Annotated in this window: 20 protein-coding genes; 2 read left to right on the top strand and 18 right to left on the bottom strand. The window is 42.0% G+C overall.

Annotated elements, in window-relative coordinates:
• Positions 1–13: 13 nt before the first annotated feature.
• The 9 genes from P8610_RS12045 to P8610_RS12005 form a co-directional block, all read right to left on the bottom strand.
• Positions 14–859 carry an SMI1/KNR4 family protein gene (locus P8610_RS12045; RefSeq protein WP_394604573.1) on the bottom strand — a complete coding sequence of 282 codons (846 nt, stop codon included), beginning with the start codon at positions 857–859 and terminating at the stop codon, positions 14–16.
• 211 nt (positions 860–1070) lie between these two features.
• Positions 1071–3245 (bottom strand): type IA DNA topoisomerase, encoded by a 2175-nt coding sequence (locus tag P8610_RS12040; protein WP_394604572.1) that lies wholly within the window; start codon positions 3243–3245, stop codon positions 1071–1073.
• A 287-nt stretch (positions 3246–3532) separates the two neighbouring features.
• Positions 3533–4705, bottom strand: a complete 1173-nt coding sequence (locus tag P8610_RS12035; protein ID WP_394604571.1) for an aminotransferase — start codon at positions 4703–4705, stop codon at positions 3533–3535.
• Complete coding sequence (locus tag P8610_RS12030) at positions 4702–5196, bottom strand: Lrp/AsnC family transcriptional regulator (RefSeq protein WP_394604570.1); 495 nt, start codon at positions 5194–5196, stop codon at positions 4702–4704. The genes P8610_RS12035 and P8610_RS12030 overlap by 4 nt, the downstream gene beginning before the upstream one ends.
• Before the next feature lie 117 nt (positions 5197–5313).
• On the bottom strand, positions 5314–6024 hold the full coding sequence (locus P8610_RS12025) for an HAD family hydrolase (RefSeq protein WP_394604569.1): 711 nt from the start codon (positions 6022–6024) through the stop codon (positions 5314–5316).
• Between the two features lie 175 nt (positions 6025–6199).
• The gene (locus P8610_RS12020) at positions 6200–10546 is read right to left on the bottom strand and encodes an alpha-amylase family glycosyl hydrolase (RefSeq protein WP_425590821.1); all 4347 of its coding nucleotides are present in this window, start codon (positions 10544–10546) and stop codon (positions 6200–6202) included.
• Between the two features lie 391 nt (positions 10547–10937).
• Positions 10938–11114, bottom strand: a complete 177-nt coding sequence (locus P8610_RS12015; RefSeq protein WP_394604568.1) for a hypothetical protein — start codon at positions 11112–11114, stop codon at positions 10938–10940.
• 165 nt (positions 11115–11279) lie between these two features.
• A complete protein-coding gene (locus tag P8610_RS12010) occupies positions 11280–11756 on the bottom strand; it encodes a GNAT family N-acetyltransferase (RefSeq protein ID WP_394604567.1) in 477 nt (158 codons plus the stop codon).
• Between the two features lie 21 nt (positions 11757–11777).
• Complete coding sequence (locus P8610_RS12005; protein ID WP_394604566.1) at positions 11778–12374, bottom strand: SGNH/GDSL hydrolase family protein; 597 nt, start codon at positions 12372–12374, stop codon at positions 11778–11780.
• A gap of 125 nt (positions 12375–12499) precedes the next feature.
• On the opposite strand from P8610_RS12005, the gene P8610_RS12000 reads away from it, so the two are divergent.
• A complete protein-coding gene (locus tag P8610_RS12000) occupies positions 12500–13531 on the top strand; it encodes a class I SAM-dependent methyltransferase (protein ID WP_394604565.1) in 1032 nt (343 codons plus the stop codon).
• A gap of 292 nt (positions 13532–13823) precedes the next feature.
• Here P8610_RS12000 and P8610_RS11995 read toward each other — a convergent pair whose 3' ends face one another.
• The 9 genes from P8610_RS11995 to spoIID form a co-directional block, all read right to left on the bottom strand.
• Positions 13824–14498 (bottom strand): HAD family hydrolase, encoded by a 675-nt coding sequence (locus P8610_RS11995; RefSeq protein WP_394604564.1) that lies wholly within the window; start codon positions 14496–14498, stop codon positions 13824–13826.
• A 145-nt stretch (positions 14499–14643) separates the two neighbouring features.
• The gene (fabZ, locus tag P8610_RS11990) at positions 14644–15069 is read right to left on the bottom strand and encodes a 3-hydroxyacyl-ACP dehydratase FabZ (protein ID WP_066244840.1); all 426 of its coding nucleotides are present in this window, start codon (positions 15067–15069) and stop codon (positions 14644–14646) included.
• 134 nt (positions 15070–15203) lie between these two features.
• Positions 15204–15491, bottom strand: coding sequence for a DNA-directed RNA polymerase subunit beta (locus P8610_RS11985; RefSeq protein ID WP_289494091.1), 288 nt, complete (start codon positions 15489–15491; stop codon positions 15204–15206).
• 15 nt (positions 15492–15506) lie between these two features.
• Entirely contained in the window at positions 15507–16334 is an 828-nt protein-coding gene (locus P8610_RS11980) for a flagellar hook-basal body protein (RefSeq protein ID WP_394604563.1), read from the bottom strand.
• A gap of 11 nt (positions 16335–16345) precedes the next feature.
• Complete coding sequence (locus tag P8610_RS11975) at positions 16346–17173, bottom strand: flagellar hook-basal body protein (RefSeq protein ID WP_394604562.1); 828 nt, start codon at positions 17171–17173, stop codon at positions 16346–16348.
• A gap of 388 nt (positions 17174–17561) precedes the next feature.
• Entirely contained in the window at positions 17562–18557 is a 996-nt protein-coding gene (locus P8610_RS11970) for a rod shape-determining protein (protein ID WP_289494088.1), read from the bottom strand.
• 195 nt (positions 18558–18752) lie between these two features.
• Positions 18753–19019 (bottom strand): sporulation transcriptional regulator SpoIIID, encoded by a 267-nt coding sequence (spoIIID, locus tag P8610_RS11965; RefSeq protein WP_007203593.1) that lies wholly within the window; start codon positions 19017–19019, stop codon positions 18753–18755.
• Positions 19020–19546: 527 nt separating this feature from the next.
• Positions 19547–20494: a peptidoglycan DD-metalloendopeptidase family protein gene (locus P8610_RS11960; RefSeq protein ID WP_394604561.1), complete on the bottom strand. Its 948-nt coding sequence runs from the start codon at positions 20492–20494 to the stop codon at positions 19547–19549.
• Positions 20495–20719: 225 nt separating this feature from the next.
• A complete protein-coding gene (gene spoIID / locus P8610_RS11955; RefSeq protein ID WP_394604560.1) occupies positions 20720–21760 on the bottom strand; it encodes a stage II sporulation protein D in 1041 nt (346 codons plus the stop codon).
• Positions 21761–21954: 194 nt separating this feature from the next.
• On the opposite strand from spoIID, the gene P8610_RS11950 reads away from it, so the two are divergent.
• The gene (locus P8610_RS11950) at positions 21955–22569 is read left to right on the top strand and encodes a DUF3298 and DUF4163 domain-containing protein (RefSeq protein WP_394604559.1); all 615 of its coding nucleotides are present in this window, start codon (positions 21955–21957) and stop codon (positions 22567–22569) included.
• Positions 22570–22610: the final 41 nt, after the last annotated feature.

Here is a 22610-nt window from a genome sequence, read left to right as displayed (position 1 = left end):
CATCTAGTTTTTTTTAGATGGAAATCCCATTATTCTCTATATAATGTTGAATTCTTTCGCTTTTTTTTCGTATCATTGAATGATCATCGAGATCAGGTGGGAATTTTGTTAATAAATCGAACAGTTCTTTTGTTTGCGGATATTGAGTAAGATCAATACTTCTCTTTTTTATGATCTCGATCATCGTATTTAAATAATCATCGATGTTATAAAGACCTTCATACGGACGTTGGTTTATCATTCTTTTTATGGAACTATCCATTTGGGTTAAAAACCAATTTAAATCCTCATCGTGCATTCCAAAGTATTTGATGCCTGCAGTCATTAAGTATATATTGGTTCCACCTAATAATGCTTCTTCCACTTCTTCTCTTACAAACTCCTCTTCACCAAAAACAAAGGGTTCACTCCGCTCCTCTAAAACCGTCAGTCTGCTTATGAACTCGGTAAAATTATCAGCGATTTGTACTTTTTCCTTTGTATCAACATCTAGATATACAACAGGTGGATTATCTCCAGTGTATCTGCGGTAATCTAAAGCTATCCAATTGTGGCTATCTCCGTAGAGGTAAACAAACTTATTGGATAAACCCCATTCTTTTCGCGTATACGAATCTATCAGAATTCCTTCTCCGCTTTTTTTGCCAATTCCATATAAATATTCTATTTCTATAAACCCATCTTCAAAAATGTCATTTACAAACTTTTGGCGTTTTAGCTCACCACCGTTTTCCACTTTCATCAATTCAACATACGCAGCTGGCAGCTTCACCTTTAACTTCTTTTCTGCTGCTTCAATCATTTCGCTAGTTAGATCCTCTAAACGGTAGTTATCAAAATAATCGCCTGAAAAAATCATGATATCCTCCTGAAATTAAGAGATGTTTCAATGTTCCATACAAAGTAAATCTGTACTTTAAACCTTGATATATATTCAATGCAGTATTTTTAAAACCCTTTTTAATGCTGGAAAAACAGAAATGCTGTTTAATATAAAATGCTGCTCCATTACAGAAGCAGCATCTCACCTAACTAAACTTTATAAATTGTCCTTCGTGTTCTAAAAATACTCATTTCTTAGCAAATTGCTTTTTAGGAAACTCAAATCCTATTGTTAAATCATCCTTTAGAATGAGCATCGCATCGAACTTTCTTTTTTCTTTCGCTTTTGGTTTGAACCCTTTAATGACATTGGTTTTGCCCTTCGTACACAAATCCTTCACCTGTTTCTCAGTAATATTTTTACTAAGTAATTTTCCTGGAAAGGTCTGTTTGCAACCATTCGTAGATTCTGAGCAGCTATAGTATGAACGATTCACGCTGATGCTTCCTTTTTTGCAGCGAGGGCATAGAGCGATCGGTTTCTGGCTCACTTTCTTAACAACGTCCAGACTCCGTTGAATAGAATCTGCATTCAGTTGTCCTGGCACTTCTTCAATCAATTTATTAATGAACTTTGCTATACTTCCTAAAAAGGCTTGGGGCGTACCGTTTCCGTTTCCGATTTTCTTTAAATAGGCTTCCCATTTGGCCGTCATGGAAGGACTGGAAAGTAAGTTACCTTCTATCGACTGACACAGAATCTTCCCTTTTTCGGTTATTTGAACAATGTTCTTTTTCACTTCGATGTATTGATGTTTCTTTATCGTTTCAATGATTCCGCTTCGTGTCGCTTCCGTACCTAAGCCTTCAACTTCTTTTAGAATTTCCATTTCTTCTTCATTTTCAACAGATTTTCCACACGTTTTCATCATCGAAATGAGCTGACCTTCTGTGTAAGGTTTCGGAGGAGTAGTCATTCCTTCTTTCATTTTGATGACGCTCTTCACGTTCTCTCCTTTTTCAAGTTTAGGAAGAGGTTGTGCAGCGTTGTCATCTTTCTTAGGTTTATTGTCATTTGAACCATAGTTAAACAGTTCTTTCCAGCCTTTGCTGATTTCTGTTTTTCCTACCGTCTCAAAGTCTAAACCGTTCACATCCGTTGTTACCTTTGTCTCTTCGTAAACATAATCATGGTGAAACATAGCTAAGGTTGTGTTTAAGACTTCAAAGTAAATATTTCTTTCTTCTATTGATAACCCCTGAATTTTTGCACGTGTTGGAACCTTTTTTGTAGGAACGATCGCATAGTGTTCTTGAACCTTTGATCCATCTACATACCTTTTACTCGGTCTTTTAGAAGCTGGGGTAAAAGGGTTCTCTATTAGTTCTTGATAGGATTCAAGATTAGCAGCTAGATAGGCGAACTCATTTTCAGTAATATATTGTGTATCTGTTCTTGGATAGGATAGGATTTTTTTATCATATAACTTCTGAACGGTATCAAGGACCTTTTTCGGACTGTATTTCCATCGTTTATTAGCTGTTGCTTGCAAGGTAGAGAGCGCATGCAATTTAGGAGATTTGATTCGCATTTCCTTTTTTGAGACAGTCTTGATAATACCTTTATCATTTCCTGTTATGTTGTGCTTGTTCAACAGCCGCTCGACTTCTTCTTTATTTTCACTTTTTATTTTTGCTTTTCCTTTATATTTACCGCTGGCAGCTGTAAAGTTACCTTCAATCTCATAAAACGGTTTAGCCACAAAATTCTCAATTTCGAGGTGCCGCTGATAAATTAAATACGTTGTCGGCGACTGCACTCTACCAATGCTCAAGCTATCTTTAAGACCTTTTTGTTGTAAAAGCAAGGTATACAGCCGACTTCCGTTCATTCCAACGAGCCAATCCGAAATCTGACGTGTTTTCGCTTCTGCATAAAGCAATAGATCTTTCTCGTTATCATGAAGGTTAGAAAACCCTTTTTGGACCTCATCGACTTCTAGTGAGTTAATCCATAGTCGTTTAATGGTCTTGCCTCTCACACCTGTCATATGGTAGATCGAATAAAAGATGTTCGAACCTTCACGATCAACATCACAGCCGTTAATGATGATGTCAGCTTCCTTAAATAAACGTTTTACCGCATTAAACTGTTCATATTTTCCTGTTGCCACTTTAAATTCATAGCGTTCTGGCAGGATCGGTAAGGAAGATAAACGCCATGTTCCCCACTCTTGCTTATATTCTTTTGGTTGCTTCAGCTCTACTAAATGCCCGATTCCCCATGTAATCACGGCACCATTCGGAAAGATGCTGCATGGGTTCAACTCAATAAACGTTTTATCTTTCTTTTTTATCGAAAAGGCATCTGAGTAAGCCTTAGCTTGTGACGGTTTCTCTGCTAGAATGACGATTTTGCTCATTTTAACTTCACCTTAATCCTATATCACTTAGTTTTCTTCTTATTGTATCATTTTGATTATAAATTCAATAACATTCTCTGAATCTATGAATTTGAGTGTTAGAAAGCCTAAGTGGTTTCTACTTTTTTTTACCCATATCTTATAAAATTGAGCATCAAGCTATTCTTCCATGGTTCATGTTTACTCACATTGTGGATTTTTCATAATGCTGCTCCGTAATCATAAAAAAACGGTGCAATTCTTAACACAGAAATGCACCGTTCGTTGCTACCTTCGTAAACAGATCCTTATAACGTTTTTAAAAACTGGTCAATTCGACGCATCGCTTCTTCTAGCTTTTGAACAGAGGTCGCATAAGAGCAGCGAACATGCCCCTCTCCACTTTCACCAAAAACACTACCTGGTACAACAGCAACCTGCTCTTTCATCAGGAGCTGTTCTGCAAACTCTTCGGATGACAGTCCTGTCTTTTCAATCGAGGGGAATACATAAAAAGCACCACCTGGAACATGGCACGATAAACCCATCTCCTCTAAAGCATGAATGACCAAACTGCGACGCTGCCTATAGCTTTCTTTCATTTTCACGACATCCTTCTGTCCGTTTACGAGAGCTTCAAGAGCAGCATGTTGAGCCATGGTAGGAGCGCACATCATCGTGTACTGATGTATTTTTAGCATGGCTTGCAAAATAGCTTTTGGACCGCATGCAAAACCTAATCGCCAGCCCGTCATGGCAAAGGCTTTTGAAAATCCAGAAATTAAGATCGTTCGGTCCCGCATCTTTCTCACAGCAGGAAAACTAGTATAAGGTTCATCGTACGTTAGCTCCGCGTAAATTTCATCTGAAATCACGAGCAGATCATGCTTCTCTACGACCTCCGCAATCCTTTCCAAATCTCCTTTAGATAAAACGGTTCCTGTTGGATTATTCGGACTGCATAACATAATGACTTTCGTTTTATCCGTGATAGCAGCTTCAATTTGTTCAGGCTGAAGCTTGAAATCATCCTCTCTGTACGTATTTACTGGAACAGGGACTCCGCCTGCCAGTGTTACTGTAGGTGCGTATGACACAAAGCTTGGCTCAACGACAATGACTTCTTCTCCTGGATTAAGGACGGCACGCAAAGCAAGATCAATCGCCTGTGAAGCACCGACTGTAACCACCATTTCCTCTTCCGCACTGTACGCAACACCAAATCGCCTTTTCATATATCGAGAAATCTCTTTCCTCAACTCGAACAATCCGGCATTTGCTGTATAGGCGGTATAGCCTTGTTCCAACGAGTGATAACTTGCTTCTATCACGTTCCAAGGTGTAACGAAATCCGGTTCACCGACGCCAAGGGAAATGACGTTTTCCATAGAAGAAGCAAGATCAAAAAAACGACGGATACCCGATGGCTGAATGGATTTTACAGTATTTGATAGATAGTTTGAAGTTGGTTCAGTAATCATGGCGACACCACAATTCGCTTATCCTCATCATTATCACTAAAAACAAGGCCGTCATGCTTGTATTTTTTTAGGATGAAATGAGTAGTTGTCGATATGACCGAATCGATGGTCGAGAGTTTTTCAGATACAAAGCGGCCGACTTCTGCCATCGTCTTACCTTCAATCGATACCGACAAATCATAAACACCGGACATGAGATACACCGCTTTAACCTCAGGAAAACGGTAGATTCGCTCGGCAACTTTATCAAAGCCGACACCTCGTTTTGGTGTGACTTTTACATCAATCATGGCTGTTACAGTTCCTTCTTCGGTACCCTTCGTCCAGTCAATAATGGCAGAATAGCCTAGTATCACTTTTTCTTTTTCGAGTTTTTCTAGGATTTGCTTTGTTTTATCCACTGATATACCCATTAACTTTGCGATCGTTGCTGTTTCAAGACGTCCGTTTTTTTCAATGAGTTGCAATAGTTCGCGTTCTGTAGAATTCAAATCAATCACTCGCTTTTAATAGAATATGCTGACCATTATAACAAACCCTCTAAGTTAAGCCACTCATCTTATTAGAATTAATTTGGTAAATGTAAGTGATTTAATGTGCAAGTACTGCTACATCACAGTGCTCTTTTCTTTATTTTGAAGGTTGTATTGCCTCTTCTCCTCATTTTCTATGATCAGCTTCAGCTCCTCCAGATCAGTTATACTATAATCGGCTGCTTCGGCTTCGTCCCAGTAGGGGCTTGTTTTCCAAACGGCTAACATTCCAGTGTTCTTCGCGGCTTCTACGTCATTTTTCGGGTGGTCGCCTACGAACATGCACTCTTCCGTCTTAACGTTCAATCGCTCCGCAGCTCTCTCGAATATGAGTGGATCAGGCTTGCTCAGACCCTCCATCTCAGATATAAGGATGGCGTCAAAGTATTCCTTAATTTCTAATGCCTTAATGGAGTCATTTTGAAACACGCCGTATCCGTTCGTGACCAAACCAAGGCGCAGACCCTTTTTCTTCAGTTCACCCAGCATGCTTAAAAGGTTTGGAAACGGTGTGCAATGATACTTAAAATTTGTTAAGTAGTCGTCTAGCAATTCTCCTGGTGGCATTCTTCTTACAGCCAGCTCCTCGGCTAGCTTCTGGTACACTTTGTCCTTCCACACATATCCATTCTGTTCAAGCGCAATAAATTTTTCTGCAAATATCTTTTTAGGAATATGGGACAGAACGGATGACAGACGAGTATGCTGGTCCTCTACAAACTTCTTAACCGACGTGTCGCGGTCCAAAAGCGTTCCGTCCAAATCAAACAATACAGCTTTTATCATTATCGACATTCTCCTATCCTTGCATTCTCTTTATAAATGGTGATTACCCTTAATTACGATTTTGCATGCTTATTAGACAGTCTAGCCCGTTAAATAAACTATGTAGTGCTTCGTTCCAACACATTTTCTAAAAAAAAAAAATGCTGCTTCATTAAAGAAGCAGCATCCAAACCATCTAGTTTTTAATAATCGTCATCACACTATCTTTTGTGTTCTTGGCAATTGCACCACCGTCGTTCTTAAAAATAGTAGATTTGTTTTCTTCAGACGGTTCGATATGAATGTTGAGTTTGTTTTCTCCAGGATTCAAGTTCACCGTGTGCGAGAACGTCATGTCATCGTTAATCGTTACTGGCTGACCGTTAATCGTCATCACACCTTCTTTAATCGCTGTACCTTTTAGCGTGATGCTATCAGATGACACAGTTTGACCATCAGTATGTGACGTTACAACAACTGGCATGTCGATCCAACGTACGATTTTGTCTTGAACGGTCATCTTGTTGCCGCCTTGGTTTGTAACAACAAAGCTAAGGTCCGTTCCTTGCGCACCATAACCATAATAACTCGGATCATCATCATTCGGGTTACCAGGTGTGTGGTCAGCAAGACCTTCTTGATCCCATGAGCTGTTCTTTACGTATTTGTACGTAATGACTTCGCCTTCTTGCGCTTCAAACGTGTACTCGTAATCGTTTGTCACAGCACCGCCGCGCGTCATCTTCCACGCTCCTGTATTCCAGCCGTTCTTGCTGCCTGGTATTGTAATGTCCACGCCCTGTGGTGTATACGCTGGCGCGTTCACTTTCAGCGTTACTTTTACCATCACAAGGTCAGGTGTTACACTTACCGTGTTTGACTTCACGCTGTTACCTGCTTTGTCGTAGATGTGCACTTCATACGAATACGTTTTTCCATTTGTTACGTTCATATCTTTGTAGGTTGTTGCGTTTGTATCAAGAATCTGATCGATCACTTCCCCGTCACGAACGATTGTGAATAGGTATGGCTCGTTCGCACTTTCAACCGTCCAATTTAGATTTACTTGTCCAGATTCTTGTGCTGGCTCTTCTAGTGTTACAGATTCTGCTGGTGCTGTTGTGTCATCACCTTTTGTGAACGTTACGGATTTCGTTTCACTCGTTACCCATGTACGGCCAAGATCGGTAGAAAACGCATAACGATATTCATACGTTCCTTCGTTAAACGGCAGGAATGACGAGCTGAATGTGTTGAACTCTCCGTTTTGAGCTGTGTAAGTTGCTTTGTGGGTTGTCCAAGTATCCTTACCTGGCTCCTTCACTTGAAGTTCTGCTTGCAGACCTTCTGCCAAGTCACTTTCTGTCTCACCTTTTATAAAAATATCAGCTGAAACGTTTTGTGAATTAGAAAGGTCGATTACACCGTTCTCTAATGTTGTTACTCCCGCAATTTCATAGTTGCCGTCTTTTAGTGCAACGTGCGGAATTGCTGCTTTTGATTCTGTTTTCACAGATTCATTGTTATTCTTGTCGATCGCGACAACAGCGAAGTAGTACTTGCGTCCGTTATCTAGGTCGTCAATCTTAATGGAGTTGCTCTTCGTTTCAGCTACCTTTTCATAAAAAGCACCAGAGATCGTTGTTTGGTAGACTGCGTAACTTTTAGCATCACCACTCCATGAAAGGGATACAGAATGGCTTTCTTCTGTTGCTTTCACGTTTGTTACTGCTTCAGGTGTCTTTAGATTCTGTCCTTTATCTGACACGAGCATGCGTCCCGTCATTGCTGGAACCGTTATTGTCAGTTTGCCGTCTTTTACGGCTGTTTTGTACTTCTTATCCAGTTGATCTGTCAGCTTCACGTTGTTTACGATCAGCTTCTTCACGTCCAGCTCAACGGTTTTGTCTTCGTTTCCGCGGTTTGTGATCACAAGTGCCGCGTTCTTTTTATCCGTACGTGTATACGCTAGCACGTCTTTTTCAGCGAATAGGTGATTCAACTCACCATAGCTGAACAGATCATGATAGTCTGCACGTACTTTTCCGATATTTTGATAGTGTTTCACTAAGTTTTTATCTTCAGAGCCCCATGGATAAGTTCTGCGGTCATCCGGATCTTTAGAGCCTGTAACTCCCGCTTCATCTCCGTAATAAAGAGTCGGTGCGCCTGCATAACCCATCTGTAAAATCGCTGCAAGCTTCAGTCGTTTTACACCTAACTCATGATCGTACTTAGGATCGAGTTCAGCACGCTCGTACGAATCTGTTCCGTTTCCAAGGATAAATGCCGCACGTGGCGTGTCATGAGATCCCATCAAGTTCATTAATGCGTAGAATGCTTCTTGCGGGTAATCTTCAAATACAGCGTTCAGCTGGTTTTCTGCACTCTCCGCGTTACCGTTCTTTAGGTAATCAATCATCGCACCGCGGAATCGGTAGTTCATAACAGAGTCGTAAAGGTCGCCAAGGAAGTATTCAGACGCATCGTCCCAGATTTCGCCCAAGATAAGCGGATCTTCTTTCTTGCCTTCCTTCAACTCGTTACGGAACTCTCTCCAAAACTCGGTATCTACTTCGTTCGCAACGTCCAGACGCCAGCCTGATGCACCGCGGTCAAGCCACGATTTCGCCGCAGAATCTTCGTCATACATGATATAGTCTGCAAACGGTTTGTTGTTTAATTCAGAATCATAGTCTACGGCCTCACCAGGAATCGACTTGATCTCAGGAAGTGAGTCAAAGCCCCACCATGCCTGGTATTTATAAACACCGTTCACTTTTTCGTCCTCGATGTTAAACCAGTTGTGGAAGCCGTATGGACTGAACTTCTGTCCTTCTTTCGTGAACTTCGCTTCTGTTTGTTTTTTCGCTTCTGCTTCTGTTAAGCCTTTGGTGCTCATCAGATCATAGATGCTTGCCCAATATTCGTAAGCACCGACTGTATCGTATTTTCCGTAACGGTCAAAATAGATCGAGTCGTCTCCAACGTGGTTGAACACGCCATCTAAGATCAAGTGCATCTTGCGTTTTTTGAGTTCTTTTGTAAAAGCTTTGAATTCTTCAGGTGATCCAAACATCGGGTCCATTGCTTTGTAGTCTGTCGCATCGTACTTGTGGTTGGAAGCAGCATGTGCCACCGGGTTTAGGTAAAGCGTGTTTACGCCAAGTGACTCGATGTAGTCTAGTTTCTTTTGGATACCCGCAATATCACCGCCAAAGAAATCGTTCGACCAGATTTCGTCTCCGTCATAGCCTTCTGTTTCAGCTTGACGAGGATTGTCCGGCAGCTCGTTCCAGTCTTGATGCTCAATCGGTTCTGTTCCGCGTGCCGTTATTTTGGCTGTATCGTTTTTCTCGTTTCCGTTATAAAAACGGTCCGGGAAAATCTGATAAACGACAGATTCTTTCATCCAGTCAGGAGTTTTGTAAGACGGATCGTAAACCGTCATTTGGAAAAGTCCAGCGTTCGTGTCAGATGCCGCTCCTTTTCCACCCTCTGCTGTGTCTTCACCGTACTCTTTTACCGCATCTCCATCGCGCGCAGTAAATTTATATCCGTAAACGCCTTTTTCCTCAGGTGTTACTGTCGCTTCCCAAAGCTCGATCTCTTCACCGTTCACGGTTGTCCAGCCCGCGTTCTCCATATCTTTTACAGTCGTAGAGCCAGAGTTATAGTTGCGAAGGTAAAGTTTTGCTCCAGTCAGGTCGCCTTTTTTCGTTTGAAGGCGCAATGTTACATCTTGTCCAGCTTTGATTGCTCCAAACGGCGCACGAAATGCTTCGTTCCACGTATCATGGAAAAGCTTGCCCGCGTTCACGCTGCCATCCGGCAATCCAGGGTCATAGTTTGTGTACACTTCTTTCGTATCGTGGTTGTAAAAAAACGTGATTTCAGCTTCTTTAATAACGTTTAGTTTGAAATTGTCGGCTGGGTATGCTGGTGCACCCCAAGCGTTGCCGAGCAGAATTTTAAATTCGTGCTTTCCTTTTGGCACTTGTGCGGTGTACGTGTAGATGTTGTCACCGTCTTCGTCCTGTAGGAGGGCCGTTGATTCTCCAGGTGCCCACTCGCCGCCAGCACCTAATTCAGGTTGAATATCACCAACAATACGCGGTGTTTGTTCTGCTGGAAGTAGTTCTGGAATTGTAACTTTGTGCGTCGTGTCATCGTACACAAACGTCACTTCCTTTTCAGCGTCAATCGTCAGTTTGTAGTTGTCGCCACCTTGTTTTCCGTCCACACCATAGTTTTCGTCCCATGAGCCGTTAATCGCAATTTTGTACTCATAGTTGCCCGCTGGAAGTTTTCCAGTGAGCTTGTACTTTCCGTTCGGTTGAAGCTCCATTTTTGTAGCTGCGTCTGCAGGGTTCCAGTCTTCTGTGCCGCCAAGTTCAGATTGCAGATTTCCAACAAGTGTCACCGTACGCTCTTGCGCTTTTGTTGAAGCAGGTTGTATAAGCATTGCAGATGCAAACGTTTGCAAAATCATTGTAAAAAGCAATAGCCATGAAACTCCATAGCGTGATTTCGTTTTCCTCACTTCATTTCCCCCTTTTAATAGTGTGCAAACTAGTGAAAGCGTTTGCACAAATGCATTTAAGATAACGCTTTCATTTACTTTATTATGTCATGTTTTCTTTTATTGGAAAATAAGGCATTCGGCTGATAAAACTGTTTATAAATAGGTATATATTCTTATGTTTTCGACAGTGATGAGTGCTGTTGCGCGGAAATAGAGGAAAAGTGCACGTGATTGGAGTTACGTGCGCGCAATTTCGCTCGACGCACGTGCAAACAGATACTTCCTGCGCGTAAACTCCTGGTTAGTGCGCAAACGCGTAATAAATACAGGTTGCGCCTGATTGATTCCCCTCATCACAACGAAAAACCGGGTCCTCTCTGGTAGGTAGAGGCCCGGCACTTCCTTTATCTTATTCAGCTGACTCTTCCGTTGATTCCTCATCTGTTGAAGTTTCTTCGTCTTGAGTATCAGATTGTTCTGTGTTTGTTTCTCCCTCAGTGTTCGTGTCTTCCGCGTTGTTACATGCAGTGATCAAAAAAATTGCCATAAGAGATGCTCCGATTTTCGCCAAAAACGTTTTGCTCATCTTTAAAATTGCTCCCTTCGGATATTCATTATGATTTTTGCATGAGTACGGGGTTTCTTTGTCCCTGTTCAGAATATATCATGAAAAAATCCCGAAAAGACGCAATTTACTAAGTCATAACGGAGACTTTACAATCCTAAAATCAGCTTTATATCAGCTTAATAATTAGACATCATAATGCAGCACATATTGAGGCCCAACCGGACCATGTTTGATCTGACCGCGATCAACGAATCCAGCTTTTTCATATAGCTTTTTAGCTGGCTCATTCTTAAAGTTTACCGCCAGGATAAGTTCGTTGACATCAGGAAAGTTTGCCGTGACGAACTCTGGCAGCTGCAGCATCGCATCCTTCGCATATCCTTTTCCTTGCTCGGAGTGATTGATGGATAACGCGCGTATGACCATTGCATTTGGGTTTGCTGTAAAATCTTGAATGTTCTCTCCTGTATGTAAAACAAAAAAGCCTACTGTTTTGCCAGACGCTTCAATGACAACCGGAGTTCGTTTGTCATCTTCTTCACAAAATGTTAATGCTTTTGCAGGCAGCTGAGTAAATTTCTCCTGATCTTCAGGTAAATAAAATTTTTCTAAAGCTTCTCTATGTTTTTCTTCAAAAAAAGCGAGTGCGGTGTTCCCCATAATCATAACCTCGGTTCATTTTTATTGGTTAATGAGTGACTTTGCTGCTTCTAGCCAGCTTTTTGCTATTAATTCATTTCCTTTTTTCCTCATATGTACGCCGTCTGTTGTTACGGACACATCTGGTTTTTTATTAAGGTGATTGATAAACACATCATGCGTTGGAACGAGGACTGCATCAAATTCCATTGCCAGCTTTCGAACCACTTCTACATACGGAATCAGCATCTGGTTCCCTTGAGATTGCGGATTTTCTTTTATGATTGTGGGTTCCATGAGGATTAGTTTGATGGTGGCAGGAACCTGTGACAACAGCTCACGGTAAACTTCTTTAAATTTTGATACATCTACTTGCCCGATGCCTGGGCTGTCCAACTGTCTCCATACATCGTTGATCCCAATTGAAACCGATAAAAGGTCTGGCTCCAAATCAAGAACATCCCGCTCCCAACGAAGTGCCAGATCCGATACGCGATGTCCGTTTACCCCTTTGTTGATGACATTTACGTCTTTTGGCAAAGCTTCTTTAATCATCCGTACATAGCCGTTTCCTAGTCTTTCTGGATCTGTGTTTTTATTTGAAGCTGTGATGCTGTCGCCAATAAAAATAATCTTCATGGCCGTTCCCCTCTCTGATTTCTTTTATTCTATTTTATCATGACACGGTAAAAATAAAGGCTTTAAAGGATTTTGCAGCGTTTCTTTGAATACTTATATAAAATCCTTTTTACAGGAGGGCAAATATGCTTGAAACTGTTGTTCAACGCCCAGTGAATGTTGGCCACACGGAAATGAGACCGTCATATCGCATGGATTTGCGCCAATATAGTCAGAAAGATTATGAGAAGTTTGTAAAAGTAAATACGGTGAATGATTGGTCTACCGTGTCTTGGAAAGATGTCGGCAAGCCTTATGAAGTTACTTCTTTTTCAAAAGAAAAAACAGATTGGGAAAAGGCACACGGCGAAACGCTTCCGGTCCATACGTCATGGACAATGTTCAACCAGTCGTTTCACGAATGGTTTTCAAAGGATGTTCCTGCTGATATTCAAGATAAAAAGGGTGCATTTTTTCATAGTTTAAAAAGCTTTAAACCTTCTGAAGTAAAAGTCGCGCTTGGGGATTATTTGCGCATTCATTTGTGGAATTATGTTCACCGTATCCAAGATGGCATTTGGGATCCGCGGGGGAAGCGAGCCTTGTTTGAAGGGCTTGATGTGAAGAAGCCCCGCATTTTATTTTTGGGAGCAGCGGAAGGTTATGAGGCGATGCAGTTGTCTGCTATATATCCTGGCGGCGAAGTGGTGATGGTCGATTATGATCCGTTCTGCCGCGATGCAAGGTTTGCAGAGTTTCCGGACGCTTACCCATTTTTAGGGGAGAATCCACGAACGGGCGGAGATAAGGTTTATTATAAAAATGATTTCAACATTTCATATGTGGTGGACGACATCCGAAACCTTCCGTACGGCAGGGAGTTTGATATTGTGCTGAGCGTTGGTTTATTGGAGCATTTTCCGGACTCCATGAAATCTGAGGTGGTAGAGTGGCATCGGAAATTTTTGAAGCCAAACGGCTATATCGTGATGACCACACCGCGCGCGCAGCTACGTTCCAAGTTATATTACGAAATTATGGCTGATGTGATGAACCACACTTATCGTGAACTGATGACATTAGAGCAGATGGGGCTTTATCTGTATGAAAACGGCCTGGATATTATGAAGCACGGATATATCAAGGTGCATAATGGGATCGTGGCGAGGACGAAGTAAAAAACCTGGAGTGAGCTCCAGGTTTTTTTGATTGGTTCACGGGTTGGTTAAGGTTGAAGGCGGTTATGAAAATAGCAGAACTTGTCGAAAATCGGATAAATAATTTTATACGCGGAATTATGTGTCTTATCCGCGGATATAAAATGAATTACCGCGGAATTATAGGCCTTATCCGTGGATAAAAAGTGAATTAGCTCTTAATGATTAATAGGTGTTCGTCTTGTGAACACATATTCTCAGAATGTCTATTTCAGGCATACACAAATCTTTTAGATTTAACCGAATCTCGTTATTACACCTTAATTGAAGTGTGTTTTAATAGATATTTCCTTAATTCAAGGACGCTTTCAGCGATAATAGTAGGCGCTGCTGTCGTAATCTCGTCTAATGATCCATAACCGTACGTAACTCCAATCGAATCGATACCTGTGTTATGCGCTCCAATGATATCGTGTTTTCTGTCACCGATCATGATGAAATCTTGTTTTGGATGGTTGTTGTAGTGTTGGAGTATGTACTGGATGATGTCCGTTTTGGCGGTTCTTGTTCCATCGAGGTTGCTTCCGACGATTAGATCGAAGTGGTGATGGATATTGAAATACTTCAAAATTTGTTCAGCAAAGACGGTTGGCTTAGAAGTAGCAACAACTAACGTAAAGCCGCTTTCCTTTAACTTCTGTAAAAGCTCTGGAATGTGTTCATAAAGTGTGTTTTCGTACATCCCCACGTCGCTGAATCGTTCGCGATAATGTGTGATGGCTGTTTGCGTCTGTGTATCATTGAAGTGGTAAAAGTCTGAGAACGATTGTTGAAGCGGTGGTCCAATGAATGGTTCTAAGTGATCGAGGCTCTTTTCTTTGATGCCCATTCTTTCTAAAGCAAATTGAACAGATTTAGTGATGCCTATTTTCGGATCAGATAGTGTGCCGTCTAAGTCAAAAAGAATAATCTTATAGATTTTTTCCAAGTAAATCATCTCCGCTCCTTATTTTTTGTATTTTGGATGCTCTCTATTTAAAATACCATAAAAAGAAAGCTTGAAATGGAGCATTCCTCTAGGGTGTTTGCTCCATTTCAAGCTTTTATGATAATTGTGTGGGGTCAGACCCCCCTTATTTACCTAGGGCGAAGGTGATTTCGACTTCGCAGGCTACCTGGCCGTCGACCGTTGCAATCCCCTTGCCTTTACCGATCGAACCACGCACACGCGTCATCTCTACTTCTAAGCGAAGCTGGTCACCTGGTACGACTTGCTTCTTGAATCGGCAGTTATCGATTCCTGCAAAGAATGCAAGCTTGCCGCGGTTTTCTTCCTTTTTCAGCATCGCCACTGCGCCTACTTGAGCAAGTGCTTCAACGATCAGCACTCCTGGCATCACAGGATACTCCGGGAAGTGGCCGTTAAAGAATTCTTCGTTTGCTGTTACATTTTTTATGCCGACTGCGCGCTGGCCTTCATCTACTTCTAAAATGCGGTCAATCAGCAAAAACGGATAACGGTGCGGAATAATTTCTTTGATTTCTTCAATCGTTAACATACAAAACATCACCTTTCTTTTGCATTATCATATACATTTATTTTCATTATACTTGGTATTGTTACCTGGTACTAATTTTACCTCAAAAGAAAACAATGACTCTCAAAACCTGCCATTGTTTTTTTATTATATCTTTACAATTCTTTTTGTACAAGGTCGATGATGTGTGTCCATGTTTCTTTTTCAAACACGTTCATCGGCTTACCGTCACCAATTACACCGTAACCGACCATCGTACCCACAGCAAAACACACAATGATTCCGCAGACTAGCAGAAGAAGACGAAGCCAGATTGGGAAGCTTCTTTTCGTTCGACGTTGATACCACTGTTTCTTCTCTTCTTTAGAAGATTTCTCTTTCTCATTGTAACGCTGTGTTTTTGGTTTTTCGTTATGATTCAACTCTTGCATCTTATTCGTCATACAAACCTACCTCATTTAGCGAAGCCCGTTTACTAACCCCATCATCTGGTCAGCAATTGTAAGAGAACGCGCATTAAATTGATAAGAACGTTGTGTCTGAATCAGTTCCGTCATCTCATTGGAAATGTTAACATTTGAGGATTCGAGTGCACCTTGCTGAACGAAATTAACTTCTCCAGCATTTACTTCCTCTATTAGTTGATTTAACGGCATGTTTTCTGGCGCTTGTAAGTTCTGCCCAACAGATAACATCAGCTGCGGCCGAATCATATTCACAATCGCCAGCTGTCCTGATTCAACAACTGCTCCATTATTTAACGTTACCGAAACTTGGCCGTTTTGTCCAATGGTAATTTTACTATGGTCAGCTGGAATGGTGATCGGTCCATCAACGCCCACCACTTTATTGCCTTCTGAGGTCACGAGTTCCATCTCTTCAGGGTTACCGGCAGACGGGGATAAATAAAAGCTGCCATCCCTTGTAAATTGCTGAGTTTCATTTCCGTTCGTGTCCACTCCAGCAATCTGAAAATAAAAACTAGGCTGCGTTAGTGCTACATCGAGCGCACGTCCTGTCTGCTGCAGTGTGCCTGTTTCCATACTTACTGCCGTCGACGAAACACGCGCTCCGCTTCCGAGTCGGATTCCGTTCGGAGTTAAACGGCCGGCTTCTGTCGGTTCTAGTGCTTCACTTTTAATCTGCTGAAAAAGAATATCCGAAAACTGAGCTTCACGTCTTTTGTAACCGTTCGTCGTGCTGTTCGCCATATTGTTTGAAATGGTATCCAGCTTATGCTGAAGCTGTCCCATCGTCACCGCTGCTGAAATCATAGACTGATTCATGTTTGCTCCCCCTAGCCGATCCTGCCAATTTCATTCGCTGCTTTTTCCATCGTACGGTCATATGCTTGAAGTACTTTTTGATTAGCCTCAAACGCGCGGTATGCCGTCAGCATCTCCGTCATCGTCTGTTCCGTGTTCACGTTAGACCTCTCCACAAATCCTTGCTGCAGATTGTAAGTGATGTTTGGGTTTCCGATCGCACTGTCCGCTTCACCATCAAGCCTGAACAAACCTGATCCCTCTTTTACAAGATTGTTAGGGTTCGTGATGTACGCAACATCAATCTGACCTGCCACAGCACCATTATCAATAACTGTACCGTCTTTGTTCACCGTAAAATTGTCGCTCGTCACGGTGATCGGATTGCCATCTGTTCCAAGCACGTAATAGCCTTCAGGCGTAACAAGACTTCCTTCTGCATCCACCGAAAAATGGCCGTTTCGCGTAAAACGCTCTTCACCATTCACATTTAACCGGAAAAAGAGTCCGCCGGGAGCTCCACTTTCTGGGTCAGCAGGCACTTGGCCCTGCAATAGTGCAATGTCGGTTTTAATCCCCGTTTCGCGCATGTCGCCTTGCAGAAAGTTTGGTGTCGTCTCTTGCACATAGACTCCCGTTGATAACGTGGCTGGCCCGATCGAGTAGTTATTCGGTATTTTTTTTCCGTTTAATTCGGTCTCCCCCATATGCTGAAGCAGCATCGTAGGGAACGTGCGCAGACTTGCATTGTCCGCTTTATATCCAGGTGTATTGGCATTCGCCATATTGTTCGTTAAAATTTCTTGTTTGCGCTGCTGTGCCAGCATACCGGCTGCAGCATTATAAAAGCCTCTTAACACGGAGTATTCCTCCTGCACTTGTAATCTGGACACAATATGTCTCATCTGTCTTATCGACAGTTTTTTACATTTCTTAATAGAATTCTGCGGAAATTGACGGAATCCTTTTTTAAAATGAGGAATTTGTACCAGGAATGATGAAGTATGCGTTGAAATCGCTGAGGTAGATTTGTCGAAAAGCCTATAAATAATTTTGAGGGCTTATAAACTTTTTTGAAGGACCATAAACTTACTTGAAGGGACTATAAATTATTTTGAAGGACTATAAAATCTGTTTTAGGGCCTAAAAGCAGTTTTTGAGACTTTTTATTAGGTTGCTTGGCACAGGCCAAGCTTACTTTTTCACAAAAAAATAAAATGCCACCCACTGCGGGCGGCATTTCCTTCATTAAAACACTTTTCGTTTCGCAATTTTATCCATATGCTCAAGCATTAAGCCGGTTCCGTTCGCTACGGCTCTCATCGGCTCTTCTGCAATCAGCACAGGCACTTTTAACTCGTCGGCAAACAATCGGTCGATTCCGTGAAGAAGTGCTCCTCCACCTGTCAGCATGATGCCGCGGTCGATGATGTCAGCAGAAAGTTCAGGCGGTGTCTTCTCTAACACGCTTTTCGCTGCTTGAACAATCACCATAACAGGCTCCATCAACGCTTTTTGAATTTCTTTTGAGCCAACGGTAATCGTACGCGGCAAACCAGATACCATATCGCGGCCGCGGATCTCTAGCTCTTCGTCACGCTCGTAAACCGTCGCGACGTTTAATTTAATGTTTTCAGCGGTACGTTCCCCGATCAACAGCTTGTACTCTTTCTTTATGTACTGAAGAATCTCTGTATCGAACTTGTCCCCAGCCATTTTAATAGAAGAGGAGGTGACGATATCGCCCATGCTCAAGACCGCAATGTCAGTTGTGCCACCACCGATGTCAACAACCATATTGCCGCTTGGCTGGAAGATATCCATCCCCGCCCCTATTGCAGCCACTTTCGGCTCTTCTTCAAGAAAAATTTGCTTAGCTCCGCACTTTTGCGCAGCTTCTCTAATGGCTTTTTGTTCAACAGACGTAATGTTCGTTGGCGTACAGATCAAGATTCTAGGCTTGGCAAACACGCCTTTCACTTTGATTTTGTTAATAAAGTGTTTCAGCATTTGCTCGGTTACTTCAAAGTCAGCGATAACTCCGTCTTTTAACGGACGGATCGCCACGATGTTTCCTGGTGTACGGCCTACCATACGGCGGGCTTCTTCCCCTACAGCGAGTGCTTTTCCGGTATTCGTGTCGATCGCAACAACAGATGGCTCATCAAGCACAATTCCTTTTCCTTTTACATAAATCAGTACATTAGCGGTACCAAGGTCAATTCCAACGTCCCTTGAAAACATGTTATATCCTCCCTGTTAAACATCCATACAATATAATGACATTTTTAGTAAAAAATCGAAGTTCTATCCAATTTATCATTATATCACAAGTATGTCGAACAAGGTTAAATATTGTCAAAAAATAATTATTGGGCGTCAGACCTATACGGCACATAATGTTTCAAGTGTCATGTTTCATCCCTATCAATTCCAGACTTACTGAACAACTTCCTCTGTGCCTTTTTTGTACTTCACACGCGTCGCTTCTCCACCTCTCAAGTGGCGGATGGACTTATGGTATTCGAGGATTTCTTTTACGTTATTTGCAAGATCGGGATTAATTTCAGGCAGCCGCTCGGTGAGATCTTTATGCACCGTGCTTTTGGAAACCCCGAATTCTTTTGCGATCATGCGGACTGTTTTTCTTGTCTCCACGATATACCGTCCTATCTTGATGGTTCGCTCTTTGATGTAATCGTGCACACCACTCGCCTCCCTAAAATGGATGTGAGAGATGCGATAGAGACTTCTATGAACAAGCTACGTGACAAGTTTTGTTGTCATCTTCGGCTTATAAGTATTGCTTCCATTCCCCTTTTTCCACCGCAGCCATAGTACGATTTCTCACCGCTCACCCTCAATTGAATTATTGTAGGTTTTGTAACATCTTATTAACCAAGTTTTCGTTATATGCCTAAATCTCAACTGGGACAAGGGGAAATGTCCATTTTCTTAAAAAAACCTTTGTAAACTCATGGAAAATTTTATAATTAGCACATTTCTGGGTGGAAGAAATGTTTTACGTTTATGTTACGTTACGGAACGTGTTTTTTAAATTTGTTACGCGTTTGCCGATTGAGGTGCATTTACAACGTTAAGCGTTCGAACGAGCTATGATCCTTACATTGCACAATCAAAAAATAGCAAGTACACAAGACTCGTTTTTATAATTTCCTAAACAACGAAAAAAGCTGCCTCGGTTCGTATCCGAGACAGCTTCCTTATGAAAATTATTCGTTTGCACCAGAATCGTCGGCTTGTGCGCCAGTGTCTTCTGCTGATTGAGATGATGATTCTTGTTCACCGTTGGCATCTTTGCCATCTTTCGTGTCTTTCGTATCTTTTGAATCTTTCATATCTTTGCCGCCTTTATCGTCGGCTTTTGGTGCTGGCTTTTCTTCTTCTTTACCAGGCTTTTGCTCTTCAGCTTTTTTCTGCTCTTCAGCAGCTTTCTTTTCTTCTGCTTTTTTCATCTCTTTACGAGAATCATCAACAGCGGCTGCAAGCTGTGCAACAGATTGATCCCAAGCCATCACCGGGTCTACTGCTTCTCCGTCTTTACGAACTTCGAAGTGAGCGTGGATTTTAGAATCTTTATCATACGCATTCTCACCAGCTTGTCCAAGGACTGTGCCTTGTTTCACTTGGTCACCTTGCTTAACAGATACAGAAGCGAGTGATGAGTAGTGTGTTACAACACCTTTATCATGCTCTACTTCTACTACAAATCCTAGCGCAGGATCTTTTGCCACTTTTACAACGTTCCCGCTTAATGCTGCTGTTACGTCGAATGCTTTGTTGTCAGCAGTCGCTAAATCGATTCCGCGGTTTTGGTAGTAAATATTGTTATAGAATACGAGTGCTGCTTCTTGCTCTTGAGCTGTAGCGTCTGGACTAAAGAAATCTTTTATTACTTCAATGGCTTCAGGATCAGCAACTGGCATTTGGAATTGTTCTTTTGTTAGTGAAACGGGTACTGCTGCTCCATTGTCTTCTAATGCGCTGTCAGGAGTATTATTTTTCTCCACGTTTTTCGCATCGTTTTGATACCATAGAACAGATGTTAAAATGACTGCTGCAAAACTAAGATATACTGCCGGATAAACCCAACGTTTTTTCATAGCACTCTTACCTTTCATCGGTATTGTTTTTTTGGTTTGTTTTTCTTCTTCTTTCATTTTTCATCACCTCAGCAACAAGTTTGAACAGAATTCTGAAAATATATACTTTAGCACTCTATTTTTTATAAAATTTCTTTTCGACAATATAAAAAACCGCATCATGCATAGAGCACAATGCGGTCAATTTAGGGTTTGAAATAAGTTGAATGAAATTGTAGGGGGTCTGTCCCCGGGACAGACCCCCTACAATTTTCACACAATTCCACACCATTTCCACAACATTCACTGAGGCTGATACGCAAGCCCTTTATCAGCGATAGGCTTATAATCAGTGATCTCAATTCCTTTGTAGTAATAATTAACGATTTCCTTGTATGTCTTGCCTTCTTTCGCCATTCCATTCGCTCCGTACTGGCTCAGTCCCACTCCGTGTCCGTAGCCGCGCGTCGTGATGCTGACCTGCTTACCTTTTTTCTCCATCTGAAAATCTGTTGAACGCAGCTCCAGCTTTTCTCGTATCTCTTTACCGGTAAACTCTTTTTTACCGATCGCGAATTTACCGATTCGCTTCCCGCTCGTTGTTGCGACGACTTTTCCGATCTTACCGTTCTTTGATAGCGAAACACCCAGCTTTTGTTCTACCGTACTGACTGGAAGCTGTATGGTATCCGTGTACTTTGGCGATTCTTCTTTATCCCACGGACTTTCTACACTTCTTAAATAGGGGTATTTGTTTTTCCAATAGTCTTCAGAATTAACCGTAAAGCCATTGCTCGTGGAGAAGAAGCTTGCTTGAATCGGATCTCCTTCATAGGTTAGAATCTGTCCTTTTGTTTCAGAGACCGCTTTAATGATTTTTTCTATTTTGGTGTCAAAATCCTCTCCCCAAAGGGTTTCTAGCTCTTTGTTGCCTTTATACACTTGATGCATCACGGTGTCTGACACTACGGCACCTTCTGGCAAACTATCATCTCTGCCTCGGTTTAAAAGGGCTTTTACAATAAACGTTCTTGCTGTTAATGCTTGTGCTTTCAGTGCTTCGAGCTCAAAGTCTGCCGGCATTTCAGATGCGACCACACCTGCCACATACTCTTCTAAAGGGATGTTCTCGACCGTGTCCATGGACTTTCTGAAAACAGGGACAACGATATCTGAGTGAGGAATTTCCAAAGCTAGCATTCTCTCAGACGGCTGCGCTGTTTTCTCTTCTTTCCATTCAGGAGGTGCTGACGAAAATGGTAGTACGAGTATCGTGGGAAGCAGGACGATGATAGCGACAAAAATAGCTAGAATCCAGATCAGCGGCTTGATTTTTACATTCACGTTCCAATGCCCTCCTATAATGTTTTCTACCATACAACTTATACAAAAAAGATGGGCTTTAGAACTCGAAACTAGCATTTTTACAATTGAAATGTGCTATTCAAATTCCTGATTTACAAGTTTTGCTGCAGATACTGAGACAGACCATTCTCTGCATAAAATAAAGAGATGACCAGCACGAAAGGGTGAACAGCATGGACAGTTTTCAGCCTCCTGTTTTGGTTCGAACGCTTACGTATGCACCTGGCAGCATGAAGATTTATTATCCGCAGGTTGAAGGTCGCATCAATCCGCGCATTCAGCAACAAGTCAATCAGCAGATCATTCAGATCAATCAGCAGCTTCAGCAAATGCAAAACCCTGAAGCGCGTCCGGGCATGTACGGAGAATTCGCTGTGAAAACAAACGAAAAGAACATTCTCAGCATCGGATTTTTGAATTATGCATACACCCCAATGGCGGCTCATGGCATGACGTACATTAAGTCACAGACGTGGGACCTATCAACAGGAAGAACCTATCAATTAAAGGATCTATTTAAACCTGGCAGCGACTATGTAGAAGTGTTGAATCGCATCATAAAAGCTCAGATTAAATCGCAGCAGATCATCACGCTGGAACCGTTCAAGTCAATCGGTCCGAACCAAGATTATTACATTGCTGATAAAGCGCTCGTTATCTATTTTCAACTGTATGATCTAACCGCCTATGCGTACGGCTTTCCGATGTTTGTGATTTCAGTGTTTGATCTGCAGAATATTATCGATGAGAACGGACCGCTCGGGAGGTTGGCGGTGAATAGTCTTTAAAAACAGGAATCTTACATTTAATGATCACACAAAAAAACGAC

The organism is Fictibacillus sp. UD (genome assembly GCF_043558025.1).
GTDB lineage: Bacteria > Bacillota > Bacilli > Bacillales > Fictibacillaceae > Fictibacillus.
The sequence above is the reverse complement of the archived record's forward strand: the minus strand, read 5'-3'. Positions and strand labels throughout refer to the sequence as shown.

What these genes read in the sequence shown, in the direction of transcription:
- P8610_RS12010 (WP_394604567.1), bottom strand. Translation starts at nt 11,756, where the DNA reads ATGGGGAACACCGCACTCGCTTTTTTTGAAGAAAAACATAGAGAAGCT.
- fabZ (WP_066244840.1), bottom strand. Translation starts at nt 15,069, where the DNA reads ATGTTAACGATTGAAGAAATCAAAGAAATTATTCCGCACCGTTATCCG.
- P8610_RS12045 (WP_394604573.1), bottom strand. Translation starts at nt 859, where the DNA reads ATGATTTTTTCAGGCGATTATTTTGATAACTACCGTTTAGAGGATCTA.
- P8610_RS11970 (WP_289494088.1), bottom strand. Translation starts at nt 18,557, where the DNA reads ATGTTTTCAAGGGACGTTGGAATTGACCTTGGTACCGCTAATGTACTG.
- P8610_RS11960 (WP_394604561.1), bottom strand. Translation starts at nt 20,494, where the DNA reads ATGAAAGAAGAAGAAAAACAAACCAAAAAAACAATACCGATGAAAGGT.
- P8610_RS12035 (WP_394604571.1), bottom strand. Translation starts at nt 4,705, where the DNA reads ATGATTACTGAACCAACTTCAAACTATCTATCAAATACTGTAAAATCC.
- P8610_RS12005 (WP_394604566.1), bottom strand. Translation starts at nt 12,374, where the DNA reads ATGAAGATTATTTTTATTGGCGACAGCATCACAGCTTCAAATAAAAAC.
- P8610_RS11950 (WP_394604559.1), top strand. Translation starts at nt 21,955, where the DNA reads ATGGACAGTTTTCAGCCTCCTGTTTTGGTTCGAACGCTTACGTATGCA.
- P8610_RS12025 (WP_394604569.1), bottom strand. Translation starts at nt 6,024, where the DNA reads ATGATAAAAGCTGTATTGTTTGATTTGGACGGAACGCTTTTGGACCGC.
- P8610_RS11985 (WP_289494091.1), bottom strand. Translation starts at nt 15,491, where the DNA reads ATGACGAATAAGATGCAAGAGTTGAATCATAACGAAAAACCAAAAACA.
- P8610_RS11980 (WP_394604563.1), bottom strand. Translation starts at nt 16,334, where the DNA reads ATGAATCAGTCTATGATTTCAGCAGCGGTGACGATGGGACAGCTTCAG.
- P8610_RS12040 (WP_394604572.1), bottom strand. Translation starts at nt 3,245, where the DNA reads ATGAGCAAAATCGTCATTCTAGCAGAGAAACCGTCACAAGCTAAGGCT.
- P8610_RS12000 (WP_394604565.1), top strand. Translation starts at nt 12,500, where the DNA reads ATGCTTGAAACTGTTGTTCAACGCCCAGTGAATGTTGGCCACACGGAA.
- P8610_RS12015 (WP_394604568.1), bottom strand. Translation starts at nt 11,114, where the DNA reads ATGAGCAAAACGTTTTTGGCGAAAATCGGAGCATCTCTTATGGCAATT.